Source organism: Variovorax sp. Soil_C_17 (genome assembly GCF_057657265.1).
The window spans coordinates 263,225-276,339 of sequence record NZ_JBDGIT010000005.1; the positions used below are offsets into that span (position 1 = coordinate 263,225).

Below are 13,115 nucleotides of genomic sequence, written 5' to 3' on the forward strand. Positions count from 1 at the left end.
TGTTCACATCCCTATGACGCGGGTCTGCGCCGCCACCGCCACCAGCGGCGTGCCGGTGGGCGCGCAGATGGCCTGGCTGCTCATCAGCAGCACCGGCTGTCCGGCGGCGAACACGCGCGTGGCCGCCACGATCCATTGCGCCGTCACGCAGGGCCCGTTGCCCTGCGGCGGCGAGAAGGCGCAACCGGCCACCAGGTAGGGCGCCGCCTGCGTCGCGACCGGCTGGCCCGAGACCAGCACGCGCGGCACGGGCGCGCTGGGCGTCGCCTGGCCGCCGTGCGCGCACAAGACGGTGGCGCCGAGGTGGAGGAGGGGGCCCGACATGCTGCTGCGCCTAGACGATGGTGAGGGCGCCGGCGTTGATGGTGACCGTGGGACCGGTCATCACGATGGACGCGCCCTTGCCGTTCTGGATGTAGATGCCGGTGTCGTTGACGATCAAGGTGGCGCCGGTCGCGCTCTTGAGCATGATCCCGCCGCTGGGCCCGGGCAGGTCACTGATGGTCAGGCCGTTCTGCAGCGGTGTCTGCATGGTGATGGCCTGCACGGCCGGCGGCGTCAGCCGCGCCAGCGCCGGCACCTCGGCCGCGCTGCCCCAGAAGCAGCCGACCCAGATCGGGTGGTCGATGTCGCCCTGCTCGTACTCGATCCACACGCCCGAGCCGATCATCGGCAGGGCGAACATGCCGTTCTGGATGCCGGCCACCGGCACGCAGGGCAGGGCCCAGGTCGAGGGCATCACGCCGCCGACGTCGGGCACCTGCACCATCAGCCGGCCCATCTGCATCGGGTCGATGTTGTTGAGCACCATGCCGCGGTACTTGCCATAGAACTTCTCGGGCACTGGATGGGCTCCTTCAGACGGGGACCTTGGGCGTGATCGATACCAGCCCGTTGCGCGTGAGTTCGAAGCTCTGCTTGAACTCGCCGCGCCTGAGGTTGCTGGTCACGCTGCTGACGTAGTACAGCCCGTCGTAGGCAATGCCCACGCCGCGCACGCCGACCAGTCCGCGCGCCTTGAGCGGCCGGCCGTAGCGCAGCACGTCCAGCGTGCCGCTGCCGCTCACCGCGTCCTGCGATTTGGCCGCTTCCGCGAGGCCGGCCGAGATCGCCCGCATCGGGCTCATCTTGGCGGTGTCCTTCATGAACTTGATGTTGGCCAGCGGCGTGGGCAGCGCGCCCAGCGGCGGCTGCAGCGGGTTCAGGTTGGGGATCGGGATCGGGATCGGGACGCGCGTGAGCTGGTTCTGGATGAACACGACGGGCAGCACGCCCTTCTCGGGATCGAAAGTGAAGCTCAGCGACTCGACATTGGTCAGCGCGTCCATGTCCACGTTCAGTGCCGGCTGCGGCACGCCGATCTTGAGTTCGGGCCCGAAGTAGGCGATGTTGGTGCCCGGCGTCGGCCCCGGCTCGACGTAGAACACATAGCCCACCTGGCGCGCCAGCTCCCGGATGTAGGCCAGGTCGGTGCCCTGCTGCGCCGGGATCTTGTCGATCGGGATCTGCACATCGGGGAAGAGCACCGGGATGATCATGGGGATGAGGCCGAAGGGCGCGTACTTGGCACACAGCAGCGCCACGCGCCCCTCCACCGGCACGGCCGGGAAGGGCAGGCCGCTCCAGTCCTGCTTGTCCATGGCCTTGGTCACGTCCTCGCCGGTCACGACCAGGCTGCCCGGTTGACCCTGGCTGCCGGGCTGAACCTGCACGTTGGTCATCACGCCGTCGAACAGCGGCTGCGCCTGGCCGTTGAGCGTCACCACCAGCAGCACGCGCAGCGCCGGCGTGAACGGCGTCGAGTTGAGGCCGGCCAACAGGAAGATGGTGTTGAGTTCCGAGCGCGCGGTGATCGAGAACTTGAGCTGGAAGCCGCTCGCGCTGCCGGTGGCGGTGCGCACCTCGACGCTCTCGAGTGCGTCCGTTACCACCCGCGGCACCGGAATCGGCACGATGGGGCCGATCATCAGGCTGAGCTGGATGCCCTTAGCGAACATCTCCGGCTCCGGGTGCGGGCACGCCCTCTGGCAGCGTGATGGCCAGTTGGCGGCCGACTTCGGCCACCAGCGCCTCGGGCAGCATCGCGCCGTTGGGGTCGGCCAGGCGCCAGTTCTGCTCGGCTGCGCCCAGGTGCTGCGCGGAGAGGTTGTCGAGCCGGTCGCCGGCCACGACGGTGGCGGTGGCCATCCGCGCGAAGTTCTCCGGCGGCGGCAGGAAGCGCCGCGTGACGAACACCACCTGCCGGCCGTCCGGCAAGGTGGCCTGCGCGGTCGGCAGGCCGTGGTGGCGGCTGTCCGGGGCGAAGGCCGGCTGCACCAGGCCGTTGGCCTGCATGAAGGCCTGGATCGGATCGAGCATCACGAAATCCCCCCGATGCCGAGCGTGGAGAAGCTGACGGGCTGCACCTTGGCGGCCAGCCTCTCCTTGCCCTGCAGATAGGTCATGAACAAGGCCCCACCCTTGGACGAGAAGCCCAGGTCGTCCACCGACAGCACGCGCAGGCTGAACGAGACCTTGGCGCGGATCGGATTGAGCGCCGGGTCGAAGGCCTCCTCGGTGATCGAGAAGTCCGCCAGCTTCACCGGCACGATGCGGCTCTTGCCCCAGACGAAAAGGATCAGCGGCGCCAGCATGGGTGCGATTTCCAGGGTGCCGGAGCTGGCCTGGCTGTCCACCCGCTGCAGCTGCGTCGCGCTGGGATGCAGCAGCGACTCCAGCAGCGCGAGCTGCGGCGCGATGCCGTGCTCGATCGTGCTGGCGTTCTGGTCCGGAAACTCGAGCTGGTCGGTGGCGTCGATGTCGGCCTCGAAGCTGATGGTCTCCACCGCCGGCCCCTTGAAGCGCGTCGGCTCGGTGCGGTCGGTGCCTTCGCCGCCGACGGACTGGGCCTGCAGCTTGCGGGTGAGCGAGTCGGCGTTGTATTGCAGCGAGATCACGCGCCGCACCTGGGCCGACTCGGGATCGACCAGCACCAGGCCGCCTTTGACGAGCTTGGGGGAATTGGGAGTCGTGCTCATGGGGCGGGCTTCTCGGGGGGTGGCGCGAAGCTCGACTTCGCGTGGAAGGCCGGGTCGTTCTCGGGCCGCGTGAAGTGGTCGTGCGGCGACGCGTCCAGGCTGGCGTGGTGCAGGTAGGCGACCACGCGCCTGGCGGTGACCCGCAGCTTGGTGTTGCCGGCCGCGTCGTGCTGGCGGTCCTGTTTCCACTCGTACTTGTCCGGGTTGTTGAGCGTGGCGCGGGCCTTCGCGGCCAACTGGTCGAGGGTCAGCAGGACCCGCGTCGTGAAGTCGAAGCTCTGGGTGCCGCCGTCGGGCATGCTGCCTTTGACCTCGTACTTGCGGTGGGGCACACCCTTGATTTCGACGGCGGTCGAGGTGAGCTCGCCGGGAACGAAGCCTTGCGGCACGCCGCGCTGCGAGGCCATGAATTCGCTCGCATTGGCCGGCTCGAAGCCTTGCTCCGTGAAGTCGTGGCGGTACACGCGCTGGCCCTGCTGCTCGAAGGTGGTGTTGGCCCTGGCCACGGCCTCGGGCCGCGGGTCGTCCTTCACCAGCCGGTCGGCCAGCGACTGGCGCTGCGCATCGGACAGGTGGGGATACAGGGCCAGCAGCTTCGGCTTGAGCTCGTCGACGCCGAACTTCGCCTCGCCGGGACGCTGGAACAGCGGCCCCGAGAAGCCTTCGAAGTGCAGCCCCCTGGCTGTGGCGGCGCGGCGTTGCGCCTCGTGCTGCTTCTGCGCGCCCGCGATGTCGGCCTTGCGCTTGGCCAGGGCCAGGGCCCGGGCCTTCCGGGCCGCCGCCAGCGCTTTGCCCTTGAGGTTCTTGTCGACGGCGGGCGGCTCGGGAAACTGGGCGTCCAGCTTCTTCTTGAAGGCGGCATCGCCGCGCGCGAACTCGGCGGCGGCCTGGTCGCCGAGCTGCGGATCGGTGCCGTAGGTCTGCTCGTGCGTGGGCGCGATCACCGTGCCGTGGCCGCCGAAGGCCTCGTCCAGAAGCTCCAGCATGGCGCCGTTGCGCCCGAGGTCGCAGCCCTTGATGCGCACCACGGTGTACTGGTCGACCTGGGGCGGGCCGACCTGCGCCAGCGCGGAGCTGCCGTTCGTGGGGTGCAGGGCCGCGCGCAGTTCGGTGGCGTTCAGCTTGCTGTCCGGGTCGCGGGGCTTGAGCCCGAACATCAGCGTGCCGTCCTCGTTGGCATGCGAGACCAGGTACAGGTTGCCGATGGGCGCCTTGATCTTGTCGGCGACGTGAAGCAGCACGTCGGCCAGGCTGCGCTTGTCGATCACGATGATCGCCTTCGGCCGGTGGGCCTTGAAGAAGCCGAGCGCATTGCGGTAGAAGGTGTCGCCCTGCGTGTCGCCCATGATGAACACGTAGTCCTGGCGCGGCGGGCCGGGGGCCTGCTGTGGTTCGAACGCCGGCGGCGCCTTCACCTCCGGCTCGTCGGCCTTGGCCCGGCGAAGGCTGCGCTGGCCGGCCAGCGCCAACTTGCGACCGCCGACGAACTTCTGGTCGAAGAAGTCGCGCAGCGTGTCCTCTTCGTCGCCGTGGAAGTCGCCGTCGAGTTCGTTCGGGTTGATCGCCGCGAAGATCGCCGTGAGGTCGGCCGGCGGCGCGTCCAGCAGCAGCGCCAGGATGGCGCGCTCGTCGTCGTTGCCGGTGTAGCCGGACTGCATCTCCTGGATGAGCAGGATCCGCTGCTGCGCGCTGAGCTGCGTGAAGGGCGCCTGTTTGTTCTTCCACAGCCGCACGATGCGGCGGGCCTTGTCGTCGCTGTCGTTGTCGTCCTCGATCTTGCCCGGCCCGTGCGTCGCGAGGTAGCTCGCCAGCGCAGGCACGGCGAAGTCGTCGGTGTCGAAATCGTCGAGATCCTTCGCGCCGAGGAGCTCGCGCTGCATGAGTTCGTTGCCGTCGCCCTGCTGCACGACGTGGGCCAGCTCGTGCGCCAGCAGGTGGCGGCCGGAGGGCGTGGCCGGCTCGTACTGGCCGCGATTGAACACCAGGTCCTCGCCCACGGTGTAGGCGCGCGCCCCCACGGATTGCGCCGAGGCGGCGGCTTGCGCGCCGGCGTGGATGCGCACGCTGCCGAAGTCGTGGCCGAAGCGCGACTCCATGAATTGCCGCGTCGCCGGCTCCAGCGGCGCGCCGCCCTGGGCCAGCGTGGACTGCACCGCGGCGGTCGCGGCCGGGCCGCTCTCGCGCGCGCCGGGCGCCTGCGCCGGTTGCTGCGCTTGGCGCGCCACGGCATCGGGCGCTTCCTTCTTGCGCTCCTCGTCCTCGCGCTGCACCGTCGGCGCGCGCAGCGGCGTCAGCGCGGGCCGGCCGCCGCCCTGCATCACGAGGTCGGCGGCCTGGTCGGCCTCCTGCTCGTAGCGGTCGCCCGGTGCGCCGATGGAGAGCTTGGGTTGCAGCCAGGCAGAGGTCGGCGCGGTCGTCGACGCGACAGGTGCGGGAGCGCGTGATCGGCTCACTGGAGTACCTTCGCCTTCGGCTGCGGTGCTATGAGCCTTCGGAGCGGCCGTGCGGCTCATGGGCAGGCCCTGCTCAGCACGTCGAGCATCCAGAAGGCGGTGGTGATGTCCAGCAGGGCGCGGTCGGGGAAGTCGGCGATCAGCAGTGCCGCGTCGCCCGGGTTGCCCTCGGCCTGCAGCTCTTCCACCACGTAGGTCACGGTCACCGCGCCGAGCCGGCCATCCTGCGCCACACCGTGCGAGCCCTGCCAGCGCGCCACGCCCAGCGCGAGGTCGCGGTCCGACACCGCCGGGAAGCGCGACACGCCGATCACGTCGCGGATCACCGCCGGCGCGTACGGATCGCCGAACCGGCGCCGGTTGAAGCGGATCGCGTCCTCGATGTCGCGCTCGCTCCTGCGCTGCAGCCAGCGTTGCGCGCCGCCGCCTTGCGTTCGTTCGGCGCCGGATGTGCGTGCGGCGAGGGCGGCGGTCATGGCGCACCTGCCTTGCTGCCAGCCGGGCTCGCGGGGCCGTCCGCGATGCGCATGGCCACGCCGCGGCCCAGGGCCGCGGCGCCGGCGTCGTGAGGCAGCCGGACCTTCCCGGCCTGCAGCGCATGGGCGTTGCCTTGCGTGACCAGCGGGCTGCCGCCGAGGGCCAGCAGCGCGCGCAGCTCGGCCTGCAGCGCGTCGGAGACGGCCGCGGCATCGGCGCGCTCCACCCCGCGCAGCACCAGCCGGTCGATATGGAGGACGATGCGTGGCATGGCGTGCTCGCTGATTCCGTCAAGCGTTGCGGGTCCTCAGACCCACCCCCGCGTTTCTGCGTCCGAACAGGGCTTGTCGCGCTTGGCCGCGTCCAGCTGCGCAGCCTGCAGCAGCGTGGCCATGCCGATGGGCGTGCCGGCCTCGGCGGCCAGGAAAGCGGCGGCCAGCGCGATGTTGCGGATGGTGCCGCCGGCGACGTTCAGCCGCGCCAGCTTTGGATGGTCGATGTCTGCATGGAGCGGCGCGCCGGCCGGAAACACCGCGCGCCAGATGCCTTCGCGCTGCGCCTGGTCCGGGAACGGGAAGTGCATGACGAAGCGCAGGCGGCGCTGGAACGCGGCGTCCAGCGCGGCCTTGTGGTTGGTCGTCAGGATCGCCAGGCCGCCGTAGGCCTCCATGCGCTGCAACAGGTAGCTGACTTCGATGTTGGCATAGCGGTCGTGGCTGTCCTTGACCTCGCTGCGCTTGCCGAACAGCGCGTCGGCCTCGTCGAACAGCAGGATGGCGCCGGCTTCCTCGGCCGCGTCGAAGACCTTGCGCAGGTTCTTCTCGGTCTCGCCGATGTACTTGCTGACCACGGCCGACAGGTCGATGCGGTAGAGCGCGAGGCCGAGTTCCGAGGCGATGACTTCGGCGGCCAGGGTCTTGCCGGTGCCGCTGTCCCCCCAGAACAGCGTCGCGATGCCCAGCCCGCGCGCGCCCTGGGCGGCGAAGCCCCATTGGTGGTGCACCGTGAGCCGGTGGCGCGCGTGGGCCGCGATCTGGCGCAGCACGGCCTGCTGGGCCTCGGGCAGCACCAGGTCGGACCAGCGCGCGCGGGTGTCGATGCGCCGGGCAAGGCCGGGCATGCCATGGGCCGGGCCGCGGCTGGCCTCGTGCAGCGCTGCGGCGTTGGCGGCTGCGTCGTCGCCGCGTGCCTGGGCGGCGATCTGCGCGATGCGGCGCGCGCCCAGGCGGTACTGCGTGGCCAGCGTGTCGACCACCGGCCCCAGCGCCGCGGCCTTGTCGGCCAGCGCGGCCTGCCACAGCTGCAGCCGTTCGGGCGCCTCGGGTCGCGCGATGTTCTGGCGCAGTTGCGGCGTGTCGCCCAGCGCCAATTCGTGGCCGCTGACGAAGACGAGGCCGCTCAGGCGCTCCAGCAGGCGCGCCACGGTTGCTTGCGCCTCGCGCTCCTCGCAGTGGATCAACAGCCCGCAGCCCAGCAGCGCAGCCTCGCGCAACCACAGCGCTGCGAAAGCGGCCTGCTCGGCGGCGGCCGTCGGTACGTCGGTCGCACGCAATCGGTACAGGCCGGCGCCCAGTCCGCCCGCGACGGCCGCGGCCACGTCGTGCTGGCCGGGGGCATCGTCACCGTCGAGCACGATGGCGGGCAGGCGGCTGGTGGCGCCGCGCAGTCGGGCGAGCAATTGCGCGACCGCGGCTTGCTGGTCCCGGCCCATGGCGCCGGCCGGCGGCTGCGGCTGCAGCAGCGGCTGCAGGCGGTGGTCCAGCGCATTCAGCCCGGCGATGAAGTGCAGCACGCGCTCTTCCAGGCGCAGCCGGGCGCCGGCGATGCCGGTGCCCTCGTCGACCTCCAGCAGGCGCCAGCGGCGCAGCGGCTCATTCGGCGCGATGGCGCTCCAGTGTGGCTGCGGCAGTACCGCCAGCGCGAGGCCGAAACTGGCCCACGGCCGATGCGGCTGGCTGCCGCCCTGGGCGCACAGAGCGGCGATGCGCGCATCCATCTCGACGCCGGCCACCAAGAGCAGGAGGTCGCGCTCGAAGGCGCTGAGCGCGAACAGCGCCGCCAGCGTGTCGATGGCCGCCGGTGCCGGCATGGCGGCGCGCAGCGCGGCGGCCTCGGTTTGCGCCGCGGCTGCGTCGCGCACACCGTCTCCCAAAAGCGCCGCCAGCCGCGCGAACTCCGCCACCAGCAGGCGCTGGTTGGCGCCGCTCCAGGCGAGCAGGCGGTCGGGCGCGTTCACGTGATCTCCACCGTCAGTTCCAGGAAGCGCGGCAGTTCCGGCGGCTCGAAGTCCATGTCGATGATCGGGCTGTCGATGTCGTCGATGCGCAGGCGCGCCAGATGCACGCCGACCGGCGCGTCGGGGATCACGAAGACCAGCGAACTCGGCGTGGCGCCTGCCGTCTGCGGCAGCACCTGCGCCGCGCCCAGCACCAGCACCGCGCGCTGGCCTTCGTGCAGATCGGGCGTGAACTGGATCGAGACGCTCGCCGAGCCGTTGCCCGCGCGCGCCACCGTCTGCGGCAGGTTGGTGATGCGCGGCGCCAGCGTCAGCAGCAGCGCGTTGGTCTCGTGCAGCCGGTCCTCGCCCTGCGCATCGGGCCGCGTCAGGCGCAGGCTCACGCGGTACACGCCGGCCGGTAGCGCGGCCTGCTGGCCGGCCAGCGAGAAGGCGGCCACGGTGGCGGCAGGGCGGTCCGGCGCGGGGGCGAGCACCGGCAGCACCTGCGTGACGTCGAAGCGGTCGTTGCGCAGCCAGGCTTCGCGGTCATCGCCGTCGAGCAGGCTGCCCTGCAGGGCCACGGTGTCGCCGATGGCTGCCACCGGCTGGCGCAGCGGCGGCACGGCGCGCACCAGCACCGGCACGCCGGGCAGCAGGCTGGGCTGCACGGCGATGCCGGTCTCGCGCCCCGTGTCTTCATCGATGCGGCCGCGCGTGAGCACCGGCAGCGGCGTGCGGGCAGGGCGCCGGGCCTGGATCAGCACCACCGAGGCGCTGTAGGCCATGCTGGGGCGCAAGTGGCTTTGCGTGGCGGTCCAGAGCTTGGACATCTCCTCGTTGTTCAGGTGCTGTGGCGTGATCTTGATCAGCTCCACCTGCTCGCCCAGGCCCGCTTCGGACAGCGCGCGCAGTGCCGGCGGCAAGGTGGCGCCGGTGGCGGGCGAGGGGTCGAGCGCCGTGCGGATGGCCTCGCGCGTGAGCACCGGCGTCTCGTGCAGCAACTGCATGGCGTAGCCCAGCAGGATTTCGGCATGCAGGTCTCCGGCGCTGTAGGCCGACAGCAGGTAGTGCAGGTCGAGCGCCAGCGGCGGGTTCGTGAGCCGCGCGCGGCCGGCACCGTCGCGCGAGGGCAGGGCCTCGTTGCGCCAGCCGGCATTGGGCGTCACACCGTAGAGGAACAGGTTGAGCTGCGAGGCCTCGGTGCCGCCGGTGGGCACCACGCGGTCGGGCGCCAGCAGGCTGACCGTGACGCTCGAGCCCAGCACGCCGCTGACGTTGCCGTTGACCAGCCCGTCGTTGAGCAGGTCGCGCAGCACGGCGCTGACGCCGGCGATGGCCAGGGCCGTGCTCATGTCTTGCTCCTCGCGGCAAGGAAGGCGTCCAGCGACACGGGTTGCGCGCGCTCGCGCGGGCGGGCCTTGGGACGGGGCGCTTCGTGCAAGGCCGTCACATCGATGCGGCCGATGTGGATGTGGACCTCGGTTTCCTGGCTGGCAGCAGCCTGCGGTGCCGGCCGGAAGGCGAACGCTGCCGGGCCCCGCACCGTCTGCGCCAGTGGCGCGGCCCGGCCTGCGGTGCTGGGCTGCGGCGGGAGCAGCGGCGCAGGTTCCTCGCGGCGGGGCGCGGGCGTGGACTGCGGCCGGGCGAGTGTGTGCAGGGACGCCATGGTGGGCATGGCAGCGGCCGGAACAGCGGCCGTGCCGGGGGCGCCATGGGGCTGGGCGGGCGTCGTCGCGGCCACCGGCCCGCGCGTCGCCGCAGCCTCGGCCTCCACGGGGGACACGCGCCCGGCCCGAGCGGCGACGGCGGACGATTGCACGAAGGGTGGCATGGCTTGCTCTGGCGCGGTTGTGACGAGCGAAGCTGGCTCGGGCGGCCGGGGCCGCGCGGGCGCGTGGGGCTCGGGCACAGCCGCTTCCATCAGCGGCGGCGCCGTGTCGTTCGGCGGCCGTTCGAGGCTATCCGCACCGAACGGCAAGCGCACGTCCGAGCGCACTGTCCAAGCGTTGCCGGTGGCGCGCTGGGCCAGGCGGTGCAGCAGGCCCGTCATGCCGCCCCCACCATGGCCAGGTAGCTGGCCCGCCGCGCCGGTGTCAGCGCCAGGATCTGCGCCTCGTTCCAGCCGTAGGCGCTGGCCAGCTGGTGCACCTCGCGCAGCAGTGCCAGCGCGCGTGCCTCGATCTCTTCCCACAGCAGCTGGCCAGCGTCCAACTGCACCAGGTCGGCATGACCGCAGGCCACGCACTGCAGGGCCAGCGCCAGGTCGGCCTGCGGGTCCAGCGCGTCCAGCCGTTCTTCGACGGCCCGCAGCGCCGCATCATCCAATCGCGTGGCATCGCCGGTCAGGATGCAGCGTGCGAGTAGCTGGCGCGCGGCGTGTTCGGCATCGGCGTCGGCCGCCACGGCCGCCAGGTCGCGCAGGCTGGGCGCGCGCACGCGCAGGCCGGCGACCTCGGCCTCGCGCGGGGTCGGGTCGTCGTCATGGGCAGGGGCGAGCAAGTCCCGCGCGTCCAGCGCGAAGGCCAGGCGCTGGCCGCATCGCGGGCAGTCGGCATGGCCGCCGATGCGCGGGCCGAAGCAGGCCGCGCGCAGTTGCAGCAGGCTGGCGTTGACCGCACCCAGCGGCAGGTCGGCGATGGCCTCGGCCGGCCAGTCGGGGCGGGCCGCGGCGGCCAGCAGCGCGCTGCGGTCGAGCGCGTGGCGGCCGGCGCCACGCTCCCACAGCGACAGCAGTTCAGAGCCGGCCAGCGCGCGCATCGCCACCCTCCGCATCGGGTCGTCGTTCAGGCGGGTTCGTTGAAGGTAGGCTCGGCCGGTTCGACCACGTCGTAGTCGCGCTCCCAGCCCTCGTTCTCGAGCTTCAGGGTCTGGATCGCGACGGCGTTGGCGTTGGCGTCCAGGTCCGGCAGCGCCTGGTACTCCGACACCCAGCAGCGGAACACCTTGTAGGCGATGGCGAGCTGGCCGGCCTCGTTGTAGACCTCGATGATCAGGTCCTTGCGAAAGTTCGCCAGCGACACCTCGGCGCCCAGCCCGGAGCCGAAGTTCCAGACCTTGTTGGCCCAGCGCTCGAACTCCACGTCGTGCGTGACGCCGCGCTCCAGCGTGATGGCCTCGAACTTGGTGCGGCCCGGGGACTTGCGCGTGGACGACGGATCGCCCCCCTCGCGGTGCTCCACCGGTTCGGTGCTGCGCTTGAGCGCGCCGACCTTGGAGATGCCGGCCACGTAGCGGCCGTCCCATTTGACGCGGAATTTGAAGTTCTTGTAGGGGTCGAAGCGGGTGGCGTTGACGCTGAACTGTGCCATGTCGTTCTTTCCTCGATCAGGTTGGGATCTGGCCGGCCATCTGCTGGATCTTGATGACCACGAACTCGGCCGGTTTCAGCGGCGCAAAGCCAACGACCACATTCAGCACGCCCAGGTTGATGTCGGCCTGCGTGGTGGTCTGGCTATCGCACTTGACGAAGTAGGCGTCGCGCGCCGAGGCGCCCTGGAACGCACCCTGGCGGAACAGCCCCTGCATGAAGGCGCCGAGGTTCAGGCGCACCTGCGCCCACAGCGGCTCGTCGTTGGGCTCGAACACCACCCATTGCGTGCCGCGGTACAGGCTTTCTTCGAGGAACAGCGCGAGTCGGCGCACCGGCACGTACTTGTATTCGTCGGCGCTGGCATCGGCGCCGCGCAGGGTGCGCGCGCCCCAGATCACGCGGCCGTTCACACCCATCGAGCGCAAGCAGTTGATGCCCAGCGGATTGAGTTGGCCGTTCTGCAGATCGTTCAGGTTGATCTGCAGGTCCTGCACGCCGTTGAGCGCCGCGTCGAGCCCGGCCGGCGCCTTCCAGACGCCGCGCGCCACGTCGGTGCGCGCCATGATGCCGGCCACCGCGCCGCCGGGCATGAAGGTGTCGACACGGCTGTCGCGCAGCGGGTCGACCATGCGCAGGCACGGGAAGTACAGCGCGGCATTGCGCGCACCGGGGCCGCTGAGGTTGAGCCCGGTGCGACCGGTCTGCGCATTGGCGACGGCGCTGGCCGCCGGCACGGCCCAGCCGGGATCGGGGTCGACGACCAGCATGGCGCGGCGCTCCACGCACAGCGCCAGCGCGGCCTGCCAGACGTTGGCCGGCACCGGGGCGTAGGTAGACGGCAGGGTGGTGGTGTTGCGCGCCAGCGGCGGGATCACCAGCAGGTTGAACAGGTCGGCATGGGCCAGTGCATGGATGCCGGTGCGGCCGGCGGCATTGCCCAGCAGGTCCTCGGCGCGCAGCGGGGGGCCGTCGTCGCCGCCGGCGGCGTCGATCCATGTGATGGTGGTCGGCGTGACGGTGGAGGCGGGCCGCGCCGCCGGCACCGCGCCCAGCGCCCGCACCAGCGTGGATTCGCGCTCCAGCACCAGCGGCAGGTAGCGCGGGTCGCCGGCGGTGGTGGACACCGCGCCGATGGTCTCGAACACGAAGTCGTCTCGGCCCGGCCGCACGCGGTAGCGCAGGCGCAGGTTGAAGCGCGTGGTGTCGGCGGCCGGCAAGCCGCTGTCGGTGCCATGGTCCACTGCGGCCGACAGCCGGCCACCCCAGGCGCCCAGGCTGGCCGCCGTCAGCACGAGATTGTCGCCGCCGGCCGGCAGCGTGAGCGTGGCGGCCGAGGCCGCAGCCGGCGCGTCGGCCGCATCCGGATCGGCCGCCGTGCCGACCAGCCGCACGACCAGCGCCAGCGCGCCGCCGTTCAGGTAGAAGTCGCGCACTGCATAGGACATGGGGCAGTCCACGGCCAGGCCACCAAACCGGCGCTCGTAGTCTGCGAAGCTGGTCAGCATCAACGGGTCGTTGGTAGCACCGGAGGCAGCCCGGCCGACGAAGGCCGTGATCGAGGTGGCCACACCGGTCAACGTGCGCACGCCACTGGGCACTTCTTCCACGTAGACGCCTGGGTAACTCAGGGCACTGGGCAT

The 13,115-nt window shown here is 71.5% G+C and carries 14 protein-coding genes; all 14 read right to left on the reverse strand.

Going from position 1 to position 13,115, the window contains the following annotated elements; all coding sequences use genetic code 11:
- Window positions 1–3: 3 nt before the first annotated feature.
- Window positions 4–324, reverse strand: coding sequence for a hypothetical protein (locus AC3A6Y_RS24005; RefSeq protein WP_093103621.1), 321 nt, complete (start codon window positions 322–324; stop codon window positions 4–6).
- 10 nt (window positions 325–334) lie between these two features.
- Window positions 335–844: a phage baseplate assembly protein V gene (locus AC3A6Y_RS24010; protein ID WP_487870751.1), complete on the reverse strand. Its 510-nt coding sequence runs from the start codon at window positions 842–844 to the stop codon at window positions 335–337.
- Between the two features lie 13 nt (window positions 845–857).
- Entirely contained in the window at window positions 858–1,997 is a 1,140-nt protein-coding gene (locus AC3A6Y_RS24015) for a hypothetical protein (RefSeq protein ID WP_487870752.1), read from the reverse strand.
- Entirely contained in the window at window positions 1,987–2,358 is a 372-nt protein-coding gene (locus AC3A6Y_RS24020) for a LysM domain-containing protein (protein ID WP_487870753.1), read from the reverse strand. The genes AC3A6Y_RS24015 and AC3A6Y_RS24020 overlap by 11 nt, the downstream gene beginning before the upstream one ends.
- Complete coding sequence (locus AC3A6Y_RS24025) at window positions 2,358–3,017, reverse strand: CIS tube protein (RefSeq protein WP_487870754.1); 660 nt, start codon at window positions 3,015–3,017, stop codon at window positions 2,358–2,360. The genes AC3A6Y_RS24020 and AC3A6Y_RS24025 overlap by 1 nt, the downstream gene beginning before the upstream one ends.
- Entirely contained in the window at window positions 3,014–5,470 is a 2,457-nt protein-coding gene (locus tag AC3A6Y_RS24030; protein WP_487870755.1) for an eCIS core domain-containing protein, read from the reverse strand. Before AC3A6Y_RS24030 ends, AC3A6Y_RS24025 begins: the two co-directional genes overlap by 4 nt.
- A 56-nt stretch (window positions 5,471–5,526) precedes the next feature.
- Window positions 5,527–5,946, reverse strand: a complete 420-nt coding sequence (locus tag AC3A6Y_RS24035) for a hypothetical protein (RefSeq protein ID WP_487870756.1) — start codon at window positions 5,944–5,946, stop codon at window positions 5,527–5,529.
- Window positions 5,943–6,218, reverse strand: a complete 276-nt coding sequence (locus AC3A6Y_RS24040; protein ID WP_487870757.1) for a hypothetical protein — start codon at window positions 6,216–6,218, stop codon at window positions 5,943–5,945. The genes AC3A6Y_RS24035 and AC3A6Y_RS24040 overlap by 4 nt, the downstream gene beginning before the upstream one ends.
- Window positions 6,219–6,254: 36 nt before the next feature.
- Window positions 6,255–8,183 carry an ATP-binding protein gene (locus tag AC3A6Y_RS24045; RefSeq protein WP_487870758.1) on the reverse strand — a complete coding sequence of 643 codons (1,929 nt, stop codon included), beginning with the start codon at window positions 8,181–8,183 and terminating at the stop codon, window positions 6,255–6,257.
- A complete protein-coding gene (locus AC3A6Y_RS24050) occupies window positions 8,180–9,517 on the reverse strand; it encodes a Pvc16 family protein (protein WP_487870759.1) in 1,338 nt (445 codons plus the stop codon). Before AC3A6Y_RS24050 ends, AC3A6Y_RS24045 begins: the two co-directional genes overlap by 4 nt.
- Window positions 9,514–9,996, reverse strand: coding sequence for a hypothetical protein (locus AC3A6Y_RS24055; RefSeq protein WP_487870760.1), 483 nt, complete (start codon window positions 9,994–9,996; stop codon window positions 9,514–9,516). Before AC3A6Y_RS24055 ends, AC3A6Y_RS24050 begins: the two co-directional genes overlap by 4 nt.
- Window positions 9,997–10,211: 215 nt before the next feature.
- Complete coding sequence (locus AC3A6Y_RS24060; RefSeq protein ID WP_487870761.1) at window positions 10,212–10,922, reverse strand: hypothetical protein; 711 nt, start codon at window positions 10,920–10,922, stop codon at window positions 10,212–10,214.
- Between the two features lie 26 nt (window positions 10,923–10,948).
- Window positions 10,949–11,473, reverse strand: coding sequence for a phage tail protein (locus tag AC3A6Y_RS24065; RefSeq protein WP_093103603.1), 525 nt, complete (start codon window positions 11,471–11,473; stop codon window positions 10,949–10,951).
- 16 nt (window positions 11,474–11,489) lie between these two features.
- On the reverse strand, window positions 11,490–13,115 hold the full coding sequence (locus tag AC3A6Y_RS24070; RefSeq protein ID WP_487870762.1) for a phage tail sheath family protein: 1,626 nt from the start codon (window positions 13,113–13,115) through the stop codon (window positions 11,490–11,492).

Excerpts from the sequence above, each read along its gene's own strand:
- AC3A6Y_RS24005 (WP_093103621.1), bottom strand. The coding sequence starts at position 324 with ATGTCGGGCCCCCTCCTCCACCTCGGCGCCACCGTCTTGTGCGCGCAC.
- AC3A6Y_RS24015 (WP_487870752.1), bottom strand. The coding sequence starts at position 1,997 with ATGTTCGCTAAGGGCATCCAGCTCAGCCTGATGATCGGCCCCATCGTG.
- AC3A6Y_RS24020 (WP_487870753.1), bottom strand. The coding sequence starts at position 2,358 with ATGCTCGATCCGATCCAGGCCTTCATGCAGGCCAACGGCCTGGTGCAG.
- AC3A6Y_RS24025 (WP_487870754.1), bottom strand. The coding sequence starts at position 3,017 with ATGAGCACGACTCCCAATTCCCCCAAGCTCGTCAAAGGCGGCCTGGTG.
- AC3A6Y_RS24035 (WP_487870756.1), bottom strand. The coding sequence starts at position 5,946 with ATGACCGCCGCCCTCGCCGCACGCACATCCGGCGCCGAACGAACGCAA.
- AC3A6Y_RS24040 (WP_487870757.1), bottom strand. The coding sequence starts at position 6,218 with ATGCCACGCATCGTCCTCCATATCGACCGGCTGGTGCTGCGCGGGGTG.
- AC3A6Y_RS24050 (WP_487870759.1), bottom strand. The coding sequence starts at position 9,517 with ATGAGCACGGCCCTGGCCATCGCCGGCGTCAGCGCCGTGCTGCGCGAC.
- AC3A6Y_RS24055 (WP_487870760.1), bottom strand. The coding sequence starts at position 9,996 with ATGCCACCCTTCGTGCAATCGTCCGCCGTCGCCGCTCGGGCCGGGCGC.
- AC3A6Y_RS24060 (WP_487870761.1), bottom strand. The coding sequence starts at position 10,922 with ATGCGCGCGCTGGCCGGCTCTGAACTGCTGTCGCTGTGGGAGCGTGGC.
- AC3A6Y_RS24065 (WP_093103603.1), bottom strand. The coding sequence starts at position 11,473 with ATGGCACAGTTCAGCGTCAACGCCACCCGCTTCGACCCCTACAAGAAC.
- AC3A6Y_RS24070 (WP_487870762.1), bottom strand. The coding sequence starts at position 13,115 with ATGCCCAGTGCCCTGAGTTACCCAGGCGTCTACGTGGAAGAAGTGCCC.